At 62.7% G+C, this 22,071-nt stretch carries 17 protein-coding genes; 9 read left to right on the top strand and 8 right to left on the bottom strand.

Annotation, left to right across the window (positions count from 1 at the left end):
- Window positions 1-93: 93 nt before the first annotated feature.
- Both KP004_RS17815 and KP004_RS17810 read left to right on the top strand, forming a co-directional pair.
- The gene (locus KP004_RS17815; RefSeq protein ID WP_216799759.1) at window positions 94-1,719 is read left to right on the top strand and encodes a SpoVR family protein; all 1,626 of its coding nucleotides are present in this window, start codon (window positions 94-96) and stop codon (window positions 1,717-1,719) included.
- A gap of 14 nt (window positions 1,720-1,733) precedes the next feature.
- A complete protein-coding gene (locus tag KP004_RS17810) occupies window positions 1,734-4,022 on the top strand; it encodes a serine protein kinase PrkA (RefSeq protein WP_216799758.1) in 2,289 nt (762 codons plus the stop codon).
- 171 nt (window positions 4,023-4,193) lie between these two features.
- Here the strand turns inward: KP004_RS17810 and KP004_RS17805 are convergent, their stop codons facing one another.
- The gene (locus tag KP004_RS17805) at window positions 4,194-5,378 is read right to left on the bottom strand and encodes a methyl-accepting chemotaxis protein (RefSeq protein ID WP_216799757.1); all 1,185 of its coding nucleotides are present in this window, start codon (window positions 5,376-5,378) and stop codon (window positions 4,194-4,196) included.
- A gap of 270 nt (window positions 5,379-5,648) precedes the next feature.
- Here KP004_RS17805 and KP004_RS17800 point away from each other — a divergent pair, with 270 nt between their 5' ends.
- Complete coding sequence (locus tag KP004_RS17800; protein ID WP_216799756.1) at window positions 5,649-6,527, top strand: epoxyqueuosine reductase; 879 nt, start codon at window positions 5,649-5,651, stop codon at window positions 6,525-6,527.
- Window positions 6,528-6,707: 180 nt separating this feature from the next.
- On the opposite strand, the gene sucD is transcribed toward KP004_RS17800, so the two are convergent.
- From sucD to KP004_RS17780, 4 genes are all read right to left on the bottom strand, one after another.
- Window positions 6,708-7,601 (bottom strand): succinate--CoA ligase subunit alpha, encoded by an 894-nt coding sequence (gene sucD / locus KP004_RS17795; RefSeq protein WP_216799755.1) that lies wholly within the window; start codon window positions 7,599-7,601, stop codon window positions 6,708-6,710.
- Window positions 7,602-7,650: 49 nt separating this feature from the next.
- Complete coding sequence (gene sucC, locus KP004_RS17790) at window positions 7,651-8,808, bottom strand: ADP-forming succinate--CoA ligase subunit beta (RefSeq protein WP_216799754.1); 1,158 nt, start codon at window positions 8,806-8,808, stop codon at window positions 7,651-7,653.
- Between the two features lie 229 nt (window positions 8,809-9,037).
- Window positions 9,038-9,358 carry a hypothetical protein gene (locus KP004_RS17785; protein WP_216799753.1) on the bottom strand — a complete coding sequence of 107 codons (321 nt, stop codon included), beginning with the start codon at window positions 9,356-9,358 and terminating at the stop codon, window positions 9,038-9,040.
- A 22-nt stretch (window positions 9,359-9,380) separates the two neighbouring features.
- Window positions 9,381-9,878, bottom strand: a complete 498-nt coding sequence (locus KP004_RS17780) for a DUF4124 domain-containing protein (RefSeq protein WP_216799752.1) — start codon at window positions 9,876-9,878, stop codon at window positions 9,381-9,383.
- Between the two features lie 201 nt (window positions 9,879-10,079).
- On the opposite strand from KP004_RS17780, the gene msrB reads away from it, so the two are divergent.
- The 4 genes from msrB to KP004_RS17760 all read left to right on the top strand — a co-directional run bounded on the left by msrB (window position 10,080) and on the right by KP004_RS17760 (window position 13,710).
- Window positions 10,080-10,595 (top strand): peptide-methionine (R)-S-oxide reductase MsrB, encoded by a 516-nt coding sequence (msrB, locus tag KP004_RS17775; RefSeq protein WP_216799751.1) that lies wholly within the window; start codon window positions 10,080-10,082, stop codon window positions 10,593-10,595.
- A 267-nt stretch (window positions 10,596-10,862) separates the two neighbouring features.
- A complete protein-coding gene (gene msrA, locus KP004_RS17770) occupies window positions 10,863-11,354 on the top strand; it encodes a peptide-methionine (S)-S-oxide reductase MsrA (RefSeq protein WP_302467690.1) in 492 nt (163 codons plus the stop codon).
- Between the two features lie 16 nt (window positions 11,355-11,370).
- Complete coding sequence (gene polX / locus KP004_RS17765; protein ID WP_216799749.1) at window positions 11,371-13,092, top strand: DNA polymerase/3'-5' exonuclease PolX; 1,722 nt, start codon at window positions 11,371-11,373, stop codon at window positions 13,090-13,092.
- A 147-nt stretch (window positions 13,093-13,239) separates the two neighbouring features.
- On the top strand, window positions 13,240-13,710 hold the full coding sequence (locus KP004_RS17760) for an EVE domain-containing protein (RefSeq protein WP_216799748.1): 471 nt from the start codon (window positions 13,240-13,242) through the stop codon (window positions 13,708-13,710).
- 189 nt (window positions 13,711-13,899) lie between these two features.
- On the opposite strand, the gene pepN is transcribed toward KP004_RS17760, so the two are convergent.
- Window positions 13,900-16,542, bottom strand: a complete 2,643-nt coding sequence (pepN, locus tag KP004_RS17755) for an aminopeptidase N (RefSeq protein ID WP_216799747.1) — start codon at window positions 16,540-16,542, stop codon at window positions 13,900-13,902.
- A gap of 227 nt (window positions 16,543-16,769) precedes the next feature.
- On the opposite strand from pepN, the gene KP004_RS17750 reads away from it, so the two are divergent.
- The gene (locus KP004_RS17750; protein WP_216799746.1) at window positions 16,770-17,687 is read left to right on the top strand and encodes a cytochrome b5 domain-containing protein; all 918 of its coding nucleotides are present in this window, start codon (window positions 16,770-16,772) and stop codon (window positions 17,685-17,687) included.
- Window positions 17,688-17,722: 35 nt separating this feature from the next.
- On the top strand, window positions 17,723-18,949 hold the full coding sequence (locus tag KP004_RS17745; protein WP_216799745.1) for a GGDEF domain-containing protein: 1,227 nt from the start codon (window positions 17,723-17,725) through the stop codon (window positions 18,947-18,949).
- Here KP004_RS17745 and KP004_RS17740 read toward each other — a convergent pair.
- Both KP004_RS17740 and KP004_RS17735 read right to left on the bottom strand, forming a co-directional pair.
- Window positions 18,946-19,500, bottom strand: a complete 555-nt coding sequence (locus tag KP004_RS17740; RefSeq protein ID WP_216799744.1) for a response regulator — start codon at window positions 19,498-19,500, stop codon at window positions 18,946-18,948. The two genes, KP004_RS17745 and KP004_RS17740, sit on opposite strands and share 4 nt — an antisense overlap.
- Window positions 19,501-19,672: 172 nt before the next feature.
- On the bottom strand, window positions 19,673-22,069 hold the full coding sequence (locus KP004_RS17735) for an ATPase, T2SS/T4P/T4SS family (protein WP_216799743.1): 2,397 nt from the start codon (window positions 22,067-22,069) through the stop codon (window positions 19,673-19,675).
- Between the last annotated feature and the right edge of the window lie 2 nt (window positions 22,070-22,071).

Raw genomic sequence — 22,071 nt, 5'->3', positions numbered from 1 at the left:
GGGGGGAGGTTGGAGGGGGGAAGGTTGATGGATTGTCCCCCTCCCTAACCCTCCCCCTCCGGGGGAGGGGACGATAGCTGGCAAGAGGCCGTTATGGAACTGATCAACCAACATACCAAGGCGATCATGGAAGGGTGCAAGGAGCGGGCGCGCGCCGCCGGGCTTTCCTTCACCGACGAGAGCCTGGAGTACATCGTCACCAACCGCGACCTCATCGAACTCTCCCCCAAGGTCATGATCCCGACGCTTTACGATTACTGGGTCCATGACGTGGAGGTGCTGCGCGGCAAGGGGGAATACGAGCTCTACCCGCACAACCCCTACGAGACGGTGATCAACACGCGTCCGCCCATCTCGTTCTACAACGACAACAACCCGGACTGGCTCAACGTGATGATCTTCTACCACGTGCTGGGCCATATCGATTTCTTCCAGAACAACCTCTACTTCCGGCACACCTGGGAATACGACTTCACCGGTCAGGCGCTCTCGGACAAGCGGGTGATCGCGAAGCTGCGGGCCGAGAAGGGGCGCTGGGTGGACTACATCCTCGAGTTCGCCCGCTCCATCGACAACCTGGTCGGCTACCATGACGAGCTCTCGCCGTTGTTCATGGCGCCTGAAACCGCCACATCGAGCCGGCTCGATTACTATTTCGACACCTTCCTCCAGGTGGAGAAGAAGCTTCCGGTAGGGGAGTACCTGAAAGAGGTGGCGCGCTACAACGACGCCATCGCCCAGAACAGGGAGGAGGGGGAGCGCATCTTCTTCGCCGAGGTGACCGCCAAGTACCCGGAGATGGAGGCGCACTTCGCCAAGAGCCAGAACGTGAAGCGGGTGGAGCGGCGCGACCTTATGAAGTTCCTGATCGAGAACTCGGAGTTCCTGGCCCGCGACGAAAACCAGTGGATGCGCAGCGTGCTCGAGGTGGTGCGCAAGACCTCGATCTTCTTCCAGCCGCAGATCCGCACCAAGATCATGAACGAAGGGTGGGCGAGCTACTGGCACGAAAAGCTCTTCCTGGTGGACGACCGCATCAAGGGGCACGAGGTCGATTTCGCCCGCGTCCATGCCGGTGTCACCTCGATGCCCAGGGTCGGCATGAACCCGTACGCGCTGGGCATGCGGCTCATGTACCAGCTGAAGGAGAACGGCGACAAGGGCAAGACCGGCTACGAGTTCAACCGGCTGTCGGACCGGGAAGAGAGGAAGCGCTTCGACGCGGCCTCCGGCAAAGGGGACGAGTACCTGTTCAAGATCAGGAGCAACTACTGCGACTACCTCTTCATCAAGGACTTCGTGGACCAGGAGTTCACCGACCGCTACGACCTCTTCGTCACCGGAAAGCGGCTCGACCCGCAGCGCATGGTCTGGCAGTACTACGTCAAGAGCCGGGACGCCAACGACTACCGCGACATGGTGCTCGCCTCGCTGTACCATCCTCCCTACATCGAGATCGCCCCGGAGCGCGGCGAAGAGGGGATGCTCTACCTGGTGCACCATTTCGAGGGGAAACAGCTGGTCTCGGAATACATCGCCAACACCATGGTCGGCATCGAGTACCTGTGGGGGGCGCCGGTGCAGCTGGAGACCAGCGAGGCGGTGATAGAGCAGCAGCGCGGCAGCGCCGGGCGCGAAGGCGTGGAAGAGCCGGAGATTACCTGGCAGCGGGTGGTCTACACCATGAAAGACAAGGTCCTCAGCCGACAGATACTGTGACAGGCGGATAAGCTATGCCAGATCTAGAGACAGTCATAAGGCAGTTGAGCCGCACCATCGTCGAGCACAAGAACGCCACGCACATGTCGTTCGAGGAGTTCATGCAGCTCGTCACGGAGAAGCCGGAACGGATGATGCGCAACATCTTCCAGCTCTTCCACGACATGGTCAGGAACTACGTGAGCGAGGGGAACGACGAGTATCCCGAAGACCCCGAGTCGATCAACTTCGTCCCCTACGACACCCGGCAGCTCTTCGTGCAGAACTCGGACCGCCCTTTCTTCGCCGACCGCCTGTTCGCCAACCGTTTCATGAACCACGTGGCGGACATGAAAAGCGGGGCGCGCCAGAACAAGATCTACATCTTCGAGGGGCCTCCCGGTTCCGGCAAGAGCACTTTCCTCAACAACGTGCTGATGAAATTCGAGGAATACGCGAGCACCGAGGAGGGGAGGACCTACGAGGTGGTGTGGCACCTGGACCGCCGCGTCCTGGGGACCTTCAAGGAGCACCAGGTCAACGCCTTCGTGGAGAAGCTCTCCCACCTGCTCGACGAGTACGAGCTGGAGAGCCACGACCACATCGACACCAGAGCCCTTTTGCGGGGCGGCGACGTGGTCGAGGTGCCTTGTCCGTCCCACGACAGCCCGCTGCTCATGATCGACAAGGCCCAGCGGCGCGCCTTTTTCGACGACCTGTTCCAGAACGATTCCTTCAAATGGAAGCTCTTCACCGAGAAGGAGTACGACTGGGTCTTCCGCGATTCGCCCTGCACCATCTGCACCTCAATCTTTCAGGCGCTCTCGGCGCGGCTTGACGACCCCACGGACATCTTCCGCATGATCAAGGTGCGCCCCTACCGCTTCAACCGCAGGCTGGGCGAGGGGATCACGGTGTTCAACCCGGGCGACAAGTCCATGAAGATGAACATCCTCACCAACGACATGCTGCAGAGGAAGGTCGACCTGCTGTTAGGCGACAGCAACGAGGTGAAGTACATCTTCTCCAACTTCGCCAAGACCAACAACGGCATCTACGCCCTGATGGACGTGAAGTCCCACAACGCCGAGCGGCTTTTGGAGCTGCACAACATCATCAGCGAAGGCATCCACAAGGTCGAGGACATCGAGGAGAACGTGAGGAGCCTGTTCATCGCCCTCATGAACCCCGAGGATGAGCGGAGCATCGAGGGGGTGCAGTCCTTCTCGGACCGTATCGAGTTCATCAACATCCCCTACGTCATGGACCTGAACACCGAGGTGGAGATTTACCGCAACATCTTCGGCAAGCACATCGACTCGAGCTTCCTGCCGCGGGTGCTGCACAACTTCGCACGGGTGATCATCTCCACCAGGATGAACGTGAAGTCCGACGCGCTGCTGGAATGGATCGGCGATCCCGAGAAGTACCGGCTCTACTGCGACGAGAACCTGCAGATCCTGAAGATGGAGATCTATACCGGGCACATCCCGGAGTGGCTCTCCGAGGAGGACAGGAAGCGGCTGAACGCGAAGCGCAGGAAGAAAATCATCGCCGAGAGCGAGCACGAGGGGGACCACGGCTTCTCCGGGCGCGAATCCATCAAGATCTTCTCCGATTTCTACTCCGCCTATGCCAGGAAGGATAAGATGATCACCATGAACAACCTGTCCACCTTCTTCACACGCTGGCACAAGGAGCTGAAGGAGTCGATCCCGGACGGGTTCATGGAGTCGCTGGTGCACAACTACGACTACGTGGTGCTCCAGGAAGTGAAGGAAGCCCTCTACTACTACAACGAGGCCCAGATCGAGCGCGACATCCTGCACTACATGTTCGCCGTCAACTTCGAGCCGGGCGCCGTGGAGGTCTGCCGGTTTACCGGGGAAAAACTGGAGATAACCGACGAGTTCCTGGCGGGGATCGAACGGCGCCTGCTGGGCGCCCAGGTGGAGGACGAGGTGCGGTTCGCCTTCCGGCAGGAGACGCAACGCGAGTACACCGGAAGGACGTTGACCCAGGAAATTATGGTGGAAGGAAAACGGGCCCAGGAGACGGCGCTGTTCCAGTCGCTGCATGACCGTTACGTCTTCAACCTGAAAGAGAAGGTGCTGGAGCCCTTCCTGGAGAACGCGAACTTCCGCCGCGCCATCAAGGATTTCGACACCGAGGCCTTCAGGACCTACGACAAGCGGATCAGGGACGACGTCACCTTCCTGATCAACAACCTGAGTTCAGAGAAGTTCAAATACACCAAGCAGTGCGCCAAGGAGATTTGCGTCTACGTCATCGACAACGACCTCGCCCGTAAATTCCATGTCTAGATCAATTGACAATGGACAATTGACAATGGACAACTAAAGCCCTGGTGCTGTGAGAGCAAAAATAAGGGGATGGCCGTGATGCCTTTTGGCACCGGTCATCCCCTTTGTCTTTGGTATCTCGTTTGTCCAGTTTGGGGCTGTTGCGTTGTCAATTGTCCATTGTCAATTGCCTTACGCCGCCACCTTGAACTGGTTCACCATGTTCTGCAGCGACCGCGCCGAATTGGCAAGGTCCTCGGCCGCGCGGGCCGACTCATGCGCTCCCCCCGCCGTTTCCTGTACCACGTTGATGATCTGGCGCATGCTCTCGGAGATGTTGGTGGTGGTCGCCGACTGCTGTTCGGCCGCGGTGGCGACCTGCGCGACGTACTCCAACAGCGGCGTGATGTGCTCCTTGATCGTTCCGATGGCGTGGCTGGAATGCTGCACGTCGTCGGTGCCGCTCCTGACGCTGGTCGCGCTGCGCTCCATCAGTGCCACCACGTTCTTAACGTCACCCTGCAGCGACGCGATGATGGACTGCACTTCGCGGGTGGACGAGGTGGTGCGTTCGGCCAGCATCCTGACCTCGTCGGCGACCACGGCGAAGCCGCGCCCCTGTTCGCCGGCCCGGGCCGCCTCGATGGCGGCGTTCAGCGCCAGGAGGTTGGTCTGGTCGGCGATGTCCTCGATGGCGACCACGATGTTTCCGATCTTGTCCGAGTTGGCACCCAGGGCCTTGACGGCGTCGACCGTGCCCGACACCATCTGCTCGATCTCTCCCATCACCGAGGTCATGCGCGTGATGGTCTCTTCCCCCCTGCTGGTCGCGCTGCTGGTGCTTCCGGCCCGATCCGCCATCTTCTGGCAGCTGAGCGCGATGTCGCTGCTGACGCCGGCCATCTCTCCCACGGCGCTGGAGACGGAACTGGACTGCTGCGAGGCATGCACCGTTCCCTCCGCCATCCGCAGCGAGGTATTGCTCAGTTGACTGGAGGCGCTGGCGAGTTCGTCGGCGGTCCGCTGGATCCCTTGGATCATCCCGCGCATCGACGCCTGCAGTTTCTGCAGCGCCCTCAGCATATCGCTGATCTCGTTGCGGCGGTTGACCACGATCTCTTCGCTGAGGTCCCCCTGCGCCATGGTCTCCAGGTAGCGCATGGTCCGCACCAGCGGGGTCCTGATGGACCAGATGTTGATCGCGCCGAAGATGCCGCCGAGGATTATGAAGAGGGCGAGCGATCCGTACTTTATCGGCAAGGAATCGGCTTGGGCGGCGACTGCGGTGGCGATCAGGCAGAAGCTGTAACAAACGCACAGCAGGCCGAGCCTGAACCTGATAGTAAGGTTGAGGTAAAAGTTCAATATTTCCTTCATCTGCTTCTCCTTGCCGGTGTTACAGTCACGTGCTTCTGCCGAACAACGTTCCACTCCCGCAGGACACTTATCGGGATAAGTAAGCTGTACTTGAGAATGGCCGTAAACAAAAGAGCTGCATTTAAGAAAAATAATGTGCCACCCGTGACAGTGAGCGGTGTCGAAAATCTTCTGTTAAACGAGGCAGATGCCAAATGAGTTAAAAAAACTTCGCGCCGTTCAAGAACATGGTAAGCTGTGATGCCGTTTCCAAGTCAGGAGGTGCCACCGATGAGAGACACGCTTTGTCTGATGATGATGCAGTTCGTGAGCGAGGAGCCGGGCAACCGGTTTACGGAAGACGGATCGCCCTATTTTGCGGAGCCGTTGATCGGGTTCGCGGCGGCGGACGATCCGCTTTTCGCGCAGTACCAGGAGGTGATCGGGCCATTTCATATGACCCCGACGGAACTGGTGCAGCAGGAGGCGCCTCCCTGGCGCCCGGCCACCGTGATCTGCTGGGCACTCCCCATCTCCGAAGCGACCCGCCGCAGCAATCGCACCGAGACGACCTATCCCTCTCGCCCTTGGGCGCAGACCAGGCAGCACGGCGAGGCGTTCAACGCCACCTTGCGTCGCCGGGTGGTGCAGTTCCTGGTCGATGCGGGATATCGGGCCCTGGCACCGCAACTGCACCCGGCTTGGCGGGAGTACCGGGACAGCCCGGTCGGCATCGCCTCCTCCTGGTCGGAGCGTCATGCCGCCTACGCCGCCGGGCTTGGTACCTTCAGCCTCAACGATGCCCTCATCACCCCGGCCGGGATCGCTCACCGCCTCGGCAGCGTTGTCACCGACGCCCGTTTCGCCCCCACCCCGCGCACCAGCGCCGATCACAGGTCCAACTGTCTCTGGTACCGCGAGGGGAGCTGCGGGGCCTGCATCGGCCGCTGCCCCGTGGGAGCGCTGTCGAAGGAGGGGCACGACAAGGACCTCTGCCGGGAGCATGTCTACGGGACGGTTCCCGAGGCGGTGGGGGAGAAGTTCCAGGTAACCAGCACCGGGTGCGGCCTGTGCCAGACGAAGGTTCCCTGCGAGGGGAGGATACCGGCGGGGAAGCTGCCCCCGACGACGACCGAAGGGACTGGCTCCGCTAGGTGCCAGTCCCTCTAGCGGAACGCTCCCTTCGGTCCACCTCCCCCAAGCACTAAGGGGACAGGCACCTGACGGAGCCAGTCCCCTCCTTCGGTGTAAAGGGATGACGGCAGGCAACGGAACTTGTCGATCACCGAAAAGAAAAGGGCACCCTGCTGTTCGAGGGTGCCCTTTCTTGTTGTGAGGTAGGTGGAATAATTACTTCTTCTTGCCGTTTGCCTTGGCGGCGATGGCTGCCTGCATCGCTTCGCCCATCTTGGTGGGGCTCGTGGCGACGGTGACGCCGCACTCGGTGAGGGTGCGGATCTTGTCCTCCGCTTTCCCCTTGCCCCCGGTGATGATGGCGCCTGCGTGTCCCATCCTCTTGCCCGGCGGTGCGGTGACCCCTGCGATGAAGGCCGCCACCGGCTTTTTCATGTGCTCCTCGATCCAGTGCGCCGCATCTTCCTCGGCGGCCCCGCCGATCTCGCCGATCATGAACACCCCTTCGGTATTCGGGTCCTCGTTGAAGAGCTTCAGGACGTCGATGAAGTTCATGCCGATGATCGGGTCCCCCCCGATCCCTACGCAGGTCGACTGCCCCAGCCCCATGTCGGTGAGCTGCTTCACCGCCTCGTAGGTGAGTGTGCCGGAGCGTGATACGACGCCGATCTTGCCGGGGCGGTGGATGTGGCCGGGCATGATGCCGATCTTGCATTCGCCCGGCGTGATCACCCCCGGACAGTTGGGGCCGACCAGGCGCATCTTGCTCTGCTTGAGCACCGCCTTCACCGGGACCATGTCGCGCACCGGGATTCCCTCGGTGATGCAGACGGCAAGCTCCAACCCGGCAGCAGCCGACTCGAGGATGGCGTCGGCCGCCCCCGGCGGCGGTACGAAGATCATGGAGACGTTGGCGTTGGTGTACTTGACCGCCTCGGCCACCGTGTTGAAGACCGGGATCCCCTCGATGTGGATGCCGCCCTTGCCGGGCGTCACGCCGGCGACTATGTTGCTGCCGTACTCGCGGCACTGCTGGGTGTGGAACAGGCCGCTGCGGCCGGTGATCCCCTGGACCACTATTCTGGACGAGCTGTTTATCAGTATGGACATATGGCTGATCTCCTAATGTGAATCCCCTTCCGCTTGGGGGAGGGGGGAGCTATCCAAGCATCCCGACGATCTTCGAGGCCGCGTCGCCCAGGTTGTCGCTGCACTGCACGTTCAGGCCGCTCTCGGTGAGAAGGCGCTTGCCTTCCTCGACCTGGCTGCCGTCCATGCGCACCACGATGGGGAGGGTGCAGTTCACCTCGCTGGCGGCCTCGATGATGCCGTGGGCGATGACGTCGCAACGCATGATGCCGCCGAAGATGTTGACGAAGATCCCCTTCACGTCAGCGTCCTGCAGGATGATCTTGAAGGCCTCGGCTACCTTCTCCCGGGTGGCACCGCCCCCCACGTCCAGGAAGTTGGCCGGTTCGCCCCCGTACTCCTTCAAGACGTCCAGGGTTGCCATGGCGAGGCCGGCACCGTTAACCAGGCAGCCGATGGAGCCGGAGAGTTTGATGTAGGCAAGGTCGTACTTGCCGGCGTTGATCTCCAGCGGGTCGAGCTGCGAGTAGTCCATCATGTCCGGATACTCGCGGTGCCTGAAGATGGCGTTGTCGTCGAAGGTGACCTTGGCGTCCATCGCCATGAGCCACCCCGCCCTGGTGACCACGAGCGGGTTGATCTCGACCAGCGCGCAGTCCTTCTCCAGGCAGACCCGGTACAGGTTGAGGATGAGGTTGACGCAGTCCTCGCAGACGCTCCCGGACAGGCCGAGCTGCAGGGCGATCTGCCGCGCCTGGTACGACCTCAGTCCGAGGAAGGGGTCGATGGTGAGGGTGTGGATCTTCTCCGGGGTCTTCGAGGCAACCTCCTCGATCTCCATGCCCCCTTCGGCCGAGGCGATCAGGACGTAACGCGACGAGCTACGGTCCAGGGTGATGGAGAGGTAGAACTCCCGTGCGATCTCCACCGCTTCCTCCACCAGGATGCGCCGGACCTTGAGCCCCTCGGGGCCGGTCTGCGGCGTCACCAGGGTCTTGCCGAACAGCTCCTTGGCGTACTCCTGGGCCTGTTCCGGGTGGTGCACGAGCTTCACGCCGCCCGCCTTGCCGCGTCCACCGGCGTAGATCTGCGCCTTGACCACGCAGCGTCCCCCCATCTCCTTGGCCGCCCGCTCCACCTGGTCTGCGGTGAGCGCCACGCGACCACGAGGTATGGGGATGCCGAACGAATTCAGTATCTCCTTGGCCTGATACTCATGAATGTTCATCCTGATCTCCTATGGTGCAGCTTTGGAATGTGCCGGGTGCAGCAGCTTTCAGAAGGTAAGATGTTTAAATCGTGGGGTTATGGCGTGGCGGCGAGCGCCGTCCCTCCAGATTCTTTTCGGCCAGCGGGGACCGAAATTCAAATTAAAGGTAAATAGTATCACAATTAAAAAAAAGAGAAGCCCGTGGGGGGCTTCTCTTCCGATCTTTCCTCGTCCTGTTTTTCTGCTGCTACCGGGTCTGTACCCTTCGGCGCACCGTGATGTGCTCGGTCCCCTTGCTGCACTGCAGGTCGACCTCGGAAAATGCGGTGAAGTTGCCGCCGGGGTTCTTGCGGGCGGCGCGTGCCTGGCGCTCCAGCGCGATATGCTTGCACTTTTCCAGGACCGCCTGAATATCGTCGCCGGTCACGTCGGCGACCTCGAAGCGGTGCTTGCGCGCCACGATCCCCTCTCCCTGAGTGCTGACGATGTTACCCCGGCAGATGAGTTCTTCCGCGCCGGCAGTGCCGGAGAGTAACAGCAGCAAGGACAGCAGGATCGTCGTTTTCATGATGGCTCCTCTGTAAAAGTCGTCACTCTTCGCCGGTATTGTTGCTGCGCCTGCCCAAGGCCCGGAGTTCCCTGCGGGAGAGCCTGCCCCGGGGCCGCGTCGCGCTTTGAGAGGGGGGGGCGGCTTCCACCACCGGCGCAGCCTGCGGGGGCGCGGCTGTCGCGGCACCCGGTGCACCCGGAGCGGCCGCCTGCGCCGATGGGACCGGTTGCGGCGACGATTGCGCCGGCGCGGCCGGCTGGCCCGGCGGGGCCTGCTGCACCAGCAGCGGCGGGGCGCTCGGTGCGGGAGCCGAGCTTGAGGCCGGTCCCGCCGGTGCGGGCGGTTGTGCCGTTGCCGGGCCTCCCAGTTTGCCGGTTGCCACGTCGAGCACCCGGGCCTTTTTCAGGTAACGCGCCGGGATCTCGTGCAGGCTGTTGGTGTAGAACCTGGTTCCTTTGTTGTCCTTCCAGGTGTAGATCTCGGCACATGCGGCCGTAGCACTCACAAAAACCATCAGGACTGCCAGAAGCGCCTTCATTTCCCCTCCAGTGCAAATGCTTGCAGCGTTACCTATTATTCAGGATAACCCCTCCGGCTTCAAGCCCAAAAGGTGATTAATACTTTTCGGCACTTCGATCTGTTTCTCCAGTAACAGGCCGTCATGCAATATTTAGCGGGCTATGCTATCCTAAAGGCTGTGCAACAGGTGGTGTTTCAACAACCTACAGGAGATGGCGCCATGAAGAATGGGAGATTTTTTCTCGGCTTATTGTTCTTCTTAGCGGTGGCAGTAGGTATCGAAGCTGACGCCGCTTCCCGTATCAAGGTCTATTCAGCAGAAAAGGGGAGCTACATCATGTCTGACGAGGTAGTGAGGACAAACGCGGAATGGAAGAAGACACTCACGCCCGAACAGTACCATGTCCTGCGTGAAAAGGGGACCGAGCGCGCCTTCACCGGCAAATATGCCGCGACCCATGACCACGGTATCTACCGGTGCGCCGGGTGCGGGCTGGATCTGTTCAAGTCCGAGGACAAGTTCGAGTCCGGGACCGGTTGGCCCAGTTTCACCCAGCCTATAGCCAAGGAAAACGTGAAGACCGAGACGGACCGCAGTTTCTTCAGCACGCGGACCGAGGTGCTGTGCCGTCGCTGCGGCGGGCACCTGGGGCACGTCTTCAACGACGGTCCTAAGCCGACCGGGCTGCGTTACTGCATGAACTCCGCGGCCCTGCAGTTCGTGGCGACCAAATAAAAGGGGAAGCGGCAGGAAAACCAAAGGCTTTAACGCAAAGGCGCCAAGGTGCAGAGGCGCGAAGAACCATAAGATTGTTCGACACCAGGTCTTGGCGACTTTGCGCCTCCGCGTCTTTGCGTTGAGGCCGTTGTGGTTTTCGGGAGGCATAACATGAGACGGCTGATATGCACGGCGACGGCCTTTCTTTTCTTCTTGGCGTGGGCTGGATCTTTGTCGGCTGCGCAGTTGCAAAAGGCGACCTTCGCCGGGGGGTGCTTCTGGTGCATGGAGCACCCCTTCGACGAGCTGCCGGGGGTGGTGTCGGTGACGTCCGGCTATACCGGCGGTCATGTGAAGAACCCGACCTACGAGCAGGTTTCTGCGGGGGGCACCGGCCACGCGGAATCGGTGCAGGTACTCTACGATCCGTCCCGGATCAGTTACGACAAGCTGCTCAGCCGTTACTGGCACAACATCGACCCGACCGTCAAGGATCGCCAGTTCTGCGACGTCGGGCACCAGTACCGGAGCGCCATTTTCTACCACAACGAGGAGCAGAAGCACCTGGCCCTGCAGTCCAAGCAGGCGCTCGAGAAGAGCAGGCAGTTGAAGGCGCCGATTCAGACCGAGATCGTTGCGGCGACCGAGTTCTACCCGGCGGAAGAGTATCACCAGCATTATTACAAGAAGAACCCGCTACGGTATTCTTACTACCGCCTGAGCTGCGGCCGGGACCACAGGCTGAAGGAACTCTGGGGCGACCAGGCCGGGAAGTAGGGGACCGGGGGATGCCATGAAAAACCGAGAGATAGCCAGGATGTTCGAGGAGATCGCGGACATCATGGAGATCCGGCAGGACAACGTCTTCAAGATCAGGGCCTACCGCCGGGCGGCGCTCAACCTGGAGGGGCTGAACCGGGACCTGGCCCAGATGTCGCACAAGGAACTCCTGGAGATCCCGGGGATCGGGGCGGACCTGGCCGCGCGCATCGAGGAATACCTGCAGACCGGCACCACGGCCCACTATGAGCAGCTGAAAAAGGAGGTGCCGGCGGGCGTCTTCACGCTGCTGGCCGTGCCCGACCTGGGGCCGAAGACGGCGAAGGCTATCTACGAGGCGCTGCAGATCACGAGCCTGGAGGACCTGGAGCAGGCGGCACGGGAACACCGCCTGATCGGCATCAAGGGGATCAAGGAGAAGACCGAGGAGAACATCCTCAAGGGTATCCGGGCCGTGAAGAGGGGGCGCGAGCGGCAACCGCTGGGACGGATGCTGCCGGCGGCCGAGGAACTGGTGGCGGCGCTGAAGGAGAAGGCACCGCTGGAGCGGATCGAGGTGGCGGGTAGCATCAGGCGCCGCCGCGACAGCATCAAGGACATCGACATCGTGGCGACCTCCCCCGACCCGGCGAGCGTCATGGAGGCGTTTGTGAACCTGACCCAGGTGCACGACGTGATCATGCGCGGCCCCACCAGGGCGAGTGTCACCATCCGGGAAGGGGTGCAGGTCGACCTGCGGGTGGTGGAGCCGTCTTCCTACGGCGCAGCGCTCGCCTACCTGACCGGCAGCCAGGCGCACAACGTCCGGCTGCGGGAGATGGCGCAGAAGCGGGGACTGAAGATCAACGAGTACGGCATCTTCCGCGAGGAGGACAACGTGCGGCTTGGCGGTGAGAACGAGGAGGATGTCTATCGCCTGCTCGATCTTCCCTTCGTGCCGCCGGTACTGCGCGAGGACCGAGGCGAGATCGAGGCGGCACTGGCGGGAAAACTGCCGCAACTGGTTACCCGGGAGGAGATCCTGGGCGACCTGCACGTCCATTCCCGCTGGAGTGACGGCGCCCACGGCATCGCCGAATTGGTGGAGGCGGCGCGGCTGCGGGGACTTTCCTATCTCGCGGTAACGGACCATTCCCAGGGGCTCGGTGTGGCGCGCGGCCTGACCGTCGACCGGCTGAAAGAGCAGCAAGCCGAGATCCGGGAGCTGAACCGGGAGCTCAAGGGATTCCGGGTGCTGCACGGCACCGAGATGGATATCCATGGCGACGGGACGCTGGATTTTCCGGACGAGGTACTCAAAGAGCTCGACGTGGTGGTGGCTTCCATCCACTCCGGCTTCAACAACTCGAAGGAAGTCATGACCGCGCGCATCGTGGCCGCGATGCGAAACCCGTACGTGCACATCATCGCGCATCCCACCGGACGCATCATCGGCGAGCGGGAGGGGTACCAGCTGGACATGGAAGAGGTGCTGCAGGTGGCCAGGGAGACCGGGACGGCACTGGAGATCAACGCCTATCCGCTGCGGCTCGACCTCGAGGACCGCTACGTGCGCCGCGCCAAGGAGCTGGGGGTGAAGATCGCCATCAACACCGACACCCACGCGAAGCTCCAGTTCGATACCCTCCCCTGGGGGATTTCCGTCGCCCAGCGCGGCTGGCTGGAACGGGAGGACGTGCTGAACACGCTGACGGTCGATAATCTGTTGAAATGGTTGAAAAAGAAACACCTGTAGGGGCGAATAATCATTCGCCCGATGCCCCCCCGCCGGTGGGCGTCTGATGGCGGATGGGGCAACCTTGGTTGGGCGAATGATTATTCGCCCCTACAGTACGGCGGCAACGAACCCACAGCAGGGACAGACGACAGGAAAGGAACCGACATGCCCAACTACTGGCTCTTCAAGAGCGAACCCTCCAGCTTCTCTCTCGACGATCTCAAGAGCCGCCCCGATGCCACCGAGCACTGGGACGGCGTCCGCAACTTCCAGGCACGCAACTTCCTGCGCGACCAGATCAAGGTCGGCGACCAGGTGCTCTTCTACCACAGCAACATCGCGGAACCCGGTGTGGTCGGGATCGCCGAGGTGGTGCGGGCCGGCTACCCCGATTTCACCGCCTTCGATCCCGACAGCAAGTATTTCGACCCGAAGAGCGCGCCGGAGAAACCGACCTGGTACATGGTCGACGTGCGCTTCGTGCGCGAACTGCCGCGGCCGGTGACACTCGCCGAGCTGAAGACCGTCCCCGAGCTTTCCGGTATGGCCCTTCTGAACCGCAGCCGCCTGTCGGTCCAGCCGGTGCGCAAGGAAGAGTGGGACCGGATCATGACACTGGCAGGAGTGGCACCTTGAGGGGATAGCAGAAGGGACAGGCTCCGTTAGGTGCCTGTCCCTCTAGCGGAACGCTTCTTTCTGCTCAGCCCAGCCTCCAAAAGCAGTAAGGGGACAGGCACCTGGCGGAGCCAGTCCCCTGGGTGCCCTCGGCTCACGTGCGGCACTTCATGGACCCCACGCCTTCTTTCCCGGCCCGTTTATCAATAACTACAAGCTCTTCGCAGCCAACTCGTACACGTCCCTTGCCAGGCCGGGCTCGGCCAGGATGCGCTCCAGTTCCTTCTTCATGAGCTCCTGACGGTTGGCGTCGAAGCGCCGCCAGCGGCTGAATGGGGTGAGCATGCGCGCGGCGATCTGCGGGTTGATCCCGTTCAGACGCAGGATCTGGTCCCCCAGGAAACGGTACCCCCTGCCGCCGGCATCGTGGAAACGGACCTGGTTCCCCTGGCTGAAGGCACCCACCAGCGAGCGGACCCGGTTCGGGTTGCGCAGGTCGAAGTCGGGATGGTCCAAAAGCGCCAGCACCCGGTCCATGGTGTCGGGCAGCCGCGATGCGGCTTGGAGGATGAACCACTTGTCGATGACGCCGCGGTCGTCGCGCCAGCGCTGGTAGAACGATGCCAGCGCCTCTTCACGTTCAGGGCAGGCGCAGTTGGCCAGCGCGGAAAGTGCCCCCAGGCTGTCGGTCATGTTGTCGGCGCTTTTGAACTGGGCCATGCAGGCGTCGATGGCCTGCTGCCCTCCTGCCGCCATCAGGTAGGAAAGAGAGAGGTTTTTGAGCCTGCGGCAGCCGGCAAGCCCGTCGTCGGGGCGGTAGGGCGCGCGGGCGGCGCAGGCCTCTCGCGCAGCCGAGAGTTCTGCCGCCAGCTGCTCGCCTACCGTGGCCCGCACCAGCTCTCGCGCCTGGTGGATGGCATCCGGGTCGATGACCTGCATCTGTTCGGCGAGGTAGCTCTCGGTGGGCAGGGTGAGCGCCTCGGCCAAAAAGGCGCGGTCCTGGCGGTCGTCGCAGAGGAGCCTTCGGAAGGACTCGATGAAACTTTCCTTCACCCGCGCCTCGCGCCCGGCCTGGATGTCGCCGATGAGCCCCATGATCAGTTTCACCGCCTGGACCTGCCCCGCCTCCCAGCGCACGAACGGATCGCTGTCGCTGGTCATCAAGAGGTCCAGGTCCTCGTCGCGGTACGGGTAGTCGAGCTTCACCGGCGCGCAGAAGTTGCGTAACAGCGACGGCACGGGGCGCTCCTTGAGCCCCACGAAGGTGAAGGTTTCCGTCTCCTGCCTGAGTTCGACAGTCCGGGAAGTCCCCGCGGGCTCCGTCTCCCCGGCCAGTCGCAGCGGCAGCTCGGCTCCGGCCCGGTCCAGAAGCCCCATGACCAGCGGAATGTGGAACGGTTTCTTCTCCGGCTGGCCGGGCGTCGAGGGGCAGCTCTGGGTCACGGTCAGGGTGTAGCTGCCGTCCCCGGCCCGGAACTCGTCGCGCACGGTGAGGACCGGGGTTCCGGCCTGGTCGTACCAGAGCATGAACTGGGAAAGGTCGCGCTTGCCGGCGTCCGCCATCGCCTGCACGAACTCGTCGACCCGCACCGCTTGCCCGTCGTGGCGCTCGAAGTAGAGGTCCATGCCGGCGCGGAAGGCCTCGCGCCCCAGAAGGGTCTGCAGCATCCGGATCACCTCGCCCCCCTTGTGATACACGGTCATGCTGTAGAAGTTGTTGATCTCAACGTAGGACTCGGGGCGCACCGGGTGGGCCAGGGGGCCGGCATCCTCGGGGAACTGCGCGCTGCGCAGGCTCTTCACGTCGGCGATCCTCTTCACCGGGCGCGACTGCATGTCCGCGGAGAACTCCTGGTCGCGGAAGATGGTGAGCCCTTCCTTCAGTGAGAGCTGGAACCAGTCGCGGCAGGTGATCCGGTTGCCGGTCCAGTTGTGGAAGTACTCGTGGCCGATCACCTCTTCGATGGCCTGGTAATCGTCGTCGGTGGCGCTTTCCGGGCTGGCCAGCACGTAGCGGGAGTTGAAGACGTTCAGCCCCTTGTTCTCCATGGCCCCCATGTTGAAGTCGTCCACGGCCACGACCATGTAGGTGTCGAGATCGTACTCGCGGCCGAACTGCTCCTCATCCCAGCGCATGGCGTGCATGAGCGACCTGAGGGCGTGTTCGCACTTGTCCTTGTTGCGCTCCTCGACGTAGATCTCGAGCTGCACCTGACGGCCGCTCATGGTGGTGAAGCGGTCGGCGATGTGGACCAGGTCCCCGGCGACCACGGCGAAGAGGTAGCTCGGTTTCTTGAAGGGGTCGTGCCAGACGGCGAAGTGGCGCCCGTCGGGGAGGTCCCCCTTCTCGACGAGGTTGCCGTTGGCCAGAAGGACCGGGCAGGCGGCCCTGTAGGCCCGCAGGGTCACGGTGTAGACCGCCATGACGTCGGGGCGGTCGGTGAAGTAGGTGATGCGCCGGAACCCCTCGGCCTCGCACTGGGTGCAGAGCATGGGGCCCGAGGCGTACAGGCCGGAGAGGGCGCTGTTTTCCTTGGGGTTGATCCTTGTTGTCACCTCGAGGACGAAACGTTCGGGAGGATCGGGGAGCACCAGGCAGCTGTCATCGACGCGGTAGCTTCCCTGTTCCAGTTCGACCCCGTCCAGCTTGAGCGACAGCAGGGTGAGTTCCTCGCCGTCCAGGACGAGGGGGCGGACGCCGCTACTGCGGTCATGGTTGCTGCGGATGGCAAGGCGGGACAGCACCCGGGTGTCCTCCGGGGACAGGTCGAAAGAGAGCTCTACTGTATCAACCAGGTAGTCGGGAACCTGGTAGTCCTTTTGATGGATGGTCTGGTGCTGGCACTGTGACATGTTTTCCCCTCTTTTCTCACCTTTTAATAGCTGCGGCCAAGGGTGTTATTGTATCGGGAGCCGGGCGCGTTTTCAATGGCTACCGACGATGGAGAGGTACATTTGATGAATGATGCCGCATGCTTGTGAATTCCGCCGGTGACCGGGCGCGGCGGCGGGCGGCGCCGCGCCGGTGGGAACCCCCGCAATATGTTGACTTTATTGGAGAACAAGGCTATACAGTCCGCATGAAACGTCCGCTCCTCTCTTTGCTGTTCCTGCTCTTCATCTCTCTTGCCGCTCCGGCCCTTCCTGCCAGTGCCACCGAGATCTATGCCCAGCAAACCGGGAAGAGCTGCGACGCCTGCCATGTCGATCCGGCAGGGGGGGGCGAGTTGACCGCGGCTGGGAAGGAATTCGCCGCCTCCCGCGCCGTGAAAAGCGAGGCTCCGCGGGTCGCCACGGCCGGCAAGGTGGTGCGCTTTCTGACCGGCTACCTGCACATGCTGATCGCGATCCTGTGGTTCGGCACCATCCTGTACGTGCACCTGGTCCTGAAACCCGCCTATGCGGCGGGAGGGCTTCCGCGCGGCGAGGTCAAGGTGGGCGTACTCTCCATGGTCGTCATGGGGATCACCGGCGCCATCCTCACCCACTTCCGGGTCACTTCCCTGGACATGCTGCTGCACACCCGCTTCGGCGTGCTGCTGCTCATCAAGATATCCCTCTACCTGGTGATGGTTTTCTCCGCCGCCTATGTGGTGCTGGTCATCGGCCCCAAGCTGAAGGGGAAGCGCCGCGAGCCGGTGGCGCTCCCGGCAGGAAAGGAGCTGACGCTGGACGAGCTCGCCTCTTTCGACGGCAAGGAAGGGCGCCCGGCCTACTTCGCCTACGAGGGGCACCTCTACGACGCGAGCGCCAGCCGCCTGTGGAAGGGAGGGGTGCACATGGGGCGCCACCATGCCGGCGAGGACCTGAGCGAGGCGCTCAAACTGGCCCCGCACGGATCGGACAAGGTGCTGCTCATGCCCGAGGTGGGGACCCTGGCCGACGTGACCCAGCGCAAGGCCCCGCTGCATGAGCGGGTCTTCTTTTTCATGGCCTACATGAACCTGACCATCGTATTTCTGATCGTGCTGATCTTGTCGCTCTGGCGCTGGGCCTGACGCATGATGCCGGCCTGCCCGGACAAGGATTGACCGTGACGCAACTTCGCACCATATTCCATGCCGACGCGAGGAGGGATCCCGACTCTCTGCTGCGCCTGTTCGTCGTCGTGGCCCTGGTTTCCATCATCCTGATCACCTCGCTGGCGGGCTACGCCTTCTACCTGGTGCTGCAGAAGAACCTGATCGACAGCGCGGAAGACGACGCCGTCAAGGTCAGCATGGCCCTCTCCGAGGACGAGAGGGCACGCTTCACCGTGGTCAGAAGCGACGGCACCGTGGCGGTCGAGGTACTGCCGGAAAATTTCTTCGTCCTGGACCGGGATCTCAGGACGTTTCTCGCCCCCTTCGACATCGTCAAGATCAAGATCTACTCCTCCGATTACCGCATCGTCTACAGCACCGAGAAAAAGCTGATCGGCGAGGTCAACCGCGGCAACATGAGGCTCGCCCGGGCGCTCGCCGGTGCCTTCGACTCGAAGCTCGAGCGCAAGGATGAGGTGAAAGACCTCGCCGACGAGCTCAAGTTCAACGTGGACGTGGTGGAAACCTACATCCCGATCCGGGCCCGCGGCAAGGTGATCGGGAGCTTCGAGGTCTACATCGACGTCACCAAGTACCACCGGCAGACCATGAACGCGGCGCTTCTGTCGCTGGCCGCGCTGTGCGGCATCCTTTTCTCGGTGTTCGGGATTTCGTTCGTGCTGATCAGGAAGGGAACCAACGAGCTCAAGGAAACCCAGGAGACGCTCAGGAAACAGACCCTGATCGACGGTCTGACCGGTACCTTCAACAAGAGCCAGATCGAGCTGATCGGGCGGCGGGAGTTCGCACGCGCCCTGCGCCGCAGGGAGAAGGGGCTCGCCGACTCAGAGGTCGGCTTCATCATGATCGACATCGATCACTTCAAGCAGGTAAACGACCGCTACGGGCACCTCGCCGGCGATCACCTGTTGCAGCTGTTCGCGGAGCGGGTCGGCGCCTCGCTGCGCAGCTACGACTCCGTGGGACGCTTCGGAGGCGAGGAGTTCCTGGTGGTGCTGCCCGGCTCCGACCGCGAGCAGACACTCAGCGTGGCGCACAAGATCTGGACGCTGATCCGCGAGGAGCCCTTCCTGGTGGATGGCCAGACCCTGCGGGTCACCACCAGTGCCGGGGTCGCCAACGTGCAGCACAACGACGACGACCTGCTGCAGGTGTTGAAGCGCGCCGACCTTAACCTGTACCAGGCCAAGAGCGGCGGCAGGGACAGGGTGATCTAGCGCTGCCGGTTACACTGTTCGATGATGGCGTCGATCTCGTCCTGCGAGATATCGTCGATCCTGATGGCGCCGTCGGACTCACGGCGCAGGGCCGAGATGCCGGGGTAGCTCTTTTCCAGGAACTTCAGCTCCTGCGACTGGTGTTGCACCGTTCTTAAAAGACGCCGGTTTTCCTCTTCCAGGTCGTATTTCTCCACCGCGCTCTTCAGCGCGAGCTTCAGTTCCGTATCGTTCCAGGGCTTGGTGAAGAACCGGTAGATCTCGCCGCTGTTCACCGCCCGCATGGTGGCCTCGATGCTGGCATGGCCGGTCAGCATGATGCGCACCGTCTCCGGGTACAGCTCCTTCACCCTCCCCAGAAACTCCGCCCCGTCCATCCCCGGCATCTTCTCGTCCGAGATCACCACCTTGAAGCGGTGCTGCGTCATGAGCTGAAGCGCCTCGTTGCCGCCGGGCGCCCCCTGGATCAGGTAGGGTTCCTCGTCCAGCCCCCGCATCAGGGCGGAGATCACGTGCGGTTCGTCATCGACTATCAAAATGCTGTGTTCCATATTTTCCTCACGGGACATGATTCACCTCGGTTGCATCGTTTTTGACGGGTTGTGTCTTCCCCTCCCTTGACGGGAGGGGGCCGGGGGGGGGGTGATCTTGCCATGACCGCGCATGTGGCACCTACCCCCACCCCCTAACCCCCTCCCGCGAGGGGAGGGGGGAGCGGCGCCGTCATCCGGGGAGCTCTTTCGGGGTGCCGCAGTGGGGACAGTTGAGCCACTGCGGCTCAAGAGGCACCCTGCAGCTCTTGCAGAAGTTCTGGCGCAACGAGCCGCAGAAGGGGCAGAAAGGGAACTTGGCGTCGATGGTGCGCCGGCAGCATGCGCAGGTCCTCTGGTACAGAAGCTGGGGGCCCATCACCCGCAGCAGTTCCTCCAGGGTGGTCATCCCCAGGCACACCTTTTCCAGTCCGTCCTCCATCAGGGTCCTCATGCCGTTGCCGCGCGCCATCTCGAAGAGCTCGCTTTCACGGTAGGACGTGCTGATGAAGTGCCGGAAATCCTCGTTCATGGTGAACAGCTCGAAGATGCCGGTACGCCCCCGGTACCCGGTCTGGTTGCACTGCTCGCACCCCTTGCCGCGGTGCACTGTCTCTCCCAAAAGTCCCGGCGGCACCCGCAACAGTTCCACGATCTCCTGGTCCGCCGGCACCTCCATGCTGCAGTTGGGGCAGATCCGGCGCACCAGGCGCTGCGCGAAGAGCCCCTCCAGGGCCGAGGCGATGATGTACGGCTTGATCCCCATGTCGATGAGGCGGGTGATGGAGGCCACGGCCGAGTTGGTGTGCAGGGTGGAGAGGACCATGTGGCCGGTGAGCGCCGCCTTGAAGGCGACGTCCGCCGTCTCCGGGTCGCGGATCTCGCCCACCAGGATCACGTCCGGGTCCTGGCGCAGCGTGGCGCGCAGAACGCTCGCGAAGGAGAGCCCGATCTTCTCGCGCACCGCAACCTGGTTCGCGTCTTCCACGAAGTACTCCACCGGTTCCTCGATGGTCTCGAAGTTCTTGCTCCCCTCGAGCATGGTGGCGAGGATGGAATAGAGCATGGTCGTCTTGCCGCTTCCGGTGGGGCCGGTGGCGATGATGACCCCCTGCGGCTTCTTCACCATGGTGCGGATCTTTTTGAGGTCCCCCTCGAGCACCCCCAGGTCGGGGAGTTCCTTGATGGCGGCACTCTTGTCCAGGATGCGCAGCACCATCTTCTCGCCGTTCAGGGTCGGCAGCGACGAGACCCTCATGTCGACGATCCGCGTTCCGGCCTTCACCGTGATGCGCCCGTCCTGCGGCTTTCTCCGCTCGGAGATGTCCATCTTGGAGAGGATCTTGATGCGCGATACGATGGCGGGATGCAGGTCGGCCGGGATCTTGATCTTGCTGTGCAAAAGCCCGTCGATCCGGAAGCGGACCAGGGTGTACTTGGTCTTTCCCTCGATGTGGATGTCGCTGGCGTGATAGCGGATCGCCTCGGAGATCACCGCGTTCACGATCCGGATCACCGGCGGCACCTCCGACGACCCGATCAGCTCCGTGACGCTCACCTGGCTTTCTTCGTCGTCGATGATGATGTCGATCTCGTCGATCGGCTCCAGGTCGGCGCTCGGCTCCAGGGGCTGCGGCCCCTCGGCGTAGACCCGCTGCAAGAGGGCCACGACCTCCGAGCTCGCCGCCAGAAGCGGCACGACGCTCAGCCCCGTCATCATGGCGATGTTGTCGATCTTGTAGATGTCGGAGGGGTCGGCCATGGCGACCGTGATCTGCCGGCCGGTCATCCGGATCGGCACCATCCGGTTGCGCTCGCACAGGTCGCGGGGCAGGAAGCGCACCGCCTGGCTGGCGATCTCGGCGCAGGAGAGGTCGACGTACTCGATGTTCAAGGAGGCCTGCAGCGCCTTCACCACCTGCGATTCGGTGAGCGCCCCCATGCGCACCAGCGTGTCGCTCAGGAACTCCCCTTCGTTGCGATCATGGACGGCCCGGGCCAGTTCCTCGCTGCTGACCAGCCCCGCCTTCACCAGGATGCCGCCGATCATGCCCCGGTTCTCGTCGAAGAGGTTCGCGTAGTTCCTGATGCGCCGCTGCTGGGAGCGGGTCAGCTCCTTCAGGGTCTGGTTCTCCTGCATGAGCAGGTACTGCTGCAGGGCGAGACTCACGGTGAGGCGCAGGTCGTCGTCGTTCCAGGGCTTGGTGATGAACTTGTAGACCGCGCCGTCCTTCACCGCCCCCATCACCGAGCTGACGTCCGCGTGCCCGGTGAGCATGATCCTGATGGTCTGCGGCCAGCGCTCCTTCACCGTCTTCAAAAGCTCCGCGCCGGTCATGCCGGGCATGCGGTGGTCCGAGACGATCAGCTGCACCTCGTTGCTCTCCATGACGGCCAGCGCCTCGGCCCCGCCGGGCGCGGTGAAGAGCTGGTAATTCTCGTCCATGAAGATGCGGCGCATCGCGGCGAGGACCCCCGGCTCGTCGTCGACGAAGAGGACCCCGAAGGGGCTGGTCTCCGCGGCGGGAGACGCGGCTTCCCGCTCCTCTCCCTTCATGCCGGCCTTGAATAGCTCCGAGTACTTGGCCATGC

It is taken from the genome of Geomonas oryzisoli (genome assembly GCF_018986915.1).
Lineage (GTDB): Bacteria > Desulfobacterota > Desulfuromonadia > Geobacterales > Geobacteraceae > Geomonas > Geomonas oryzisoli.
Note: the sequence above shows the minus strand (reverse complement) of the source record. Positions and strands in the feature narration are given on the sequence as shown.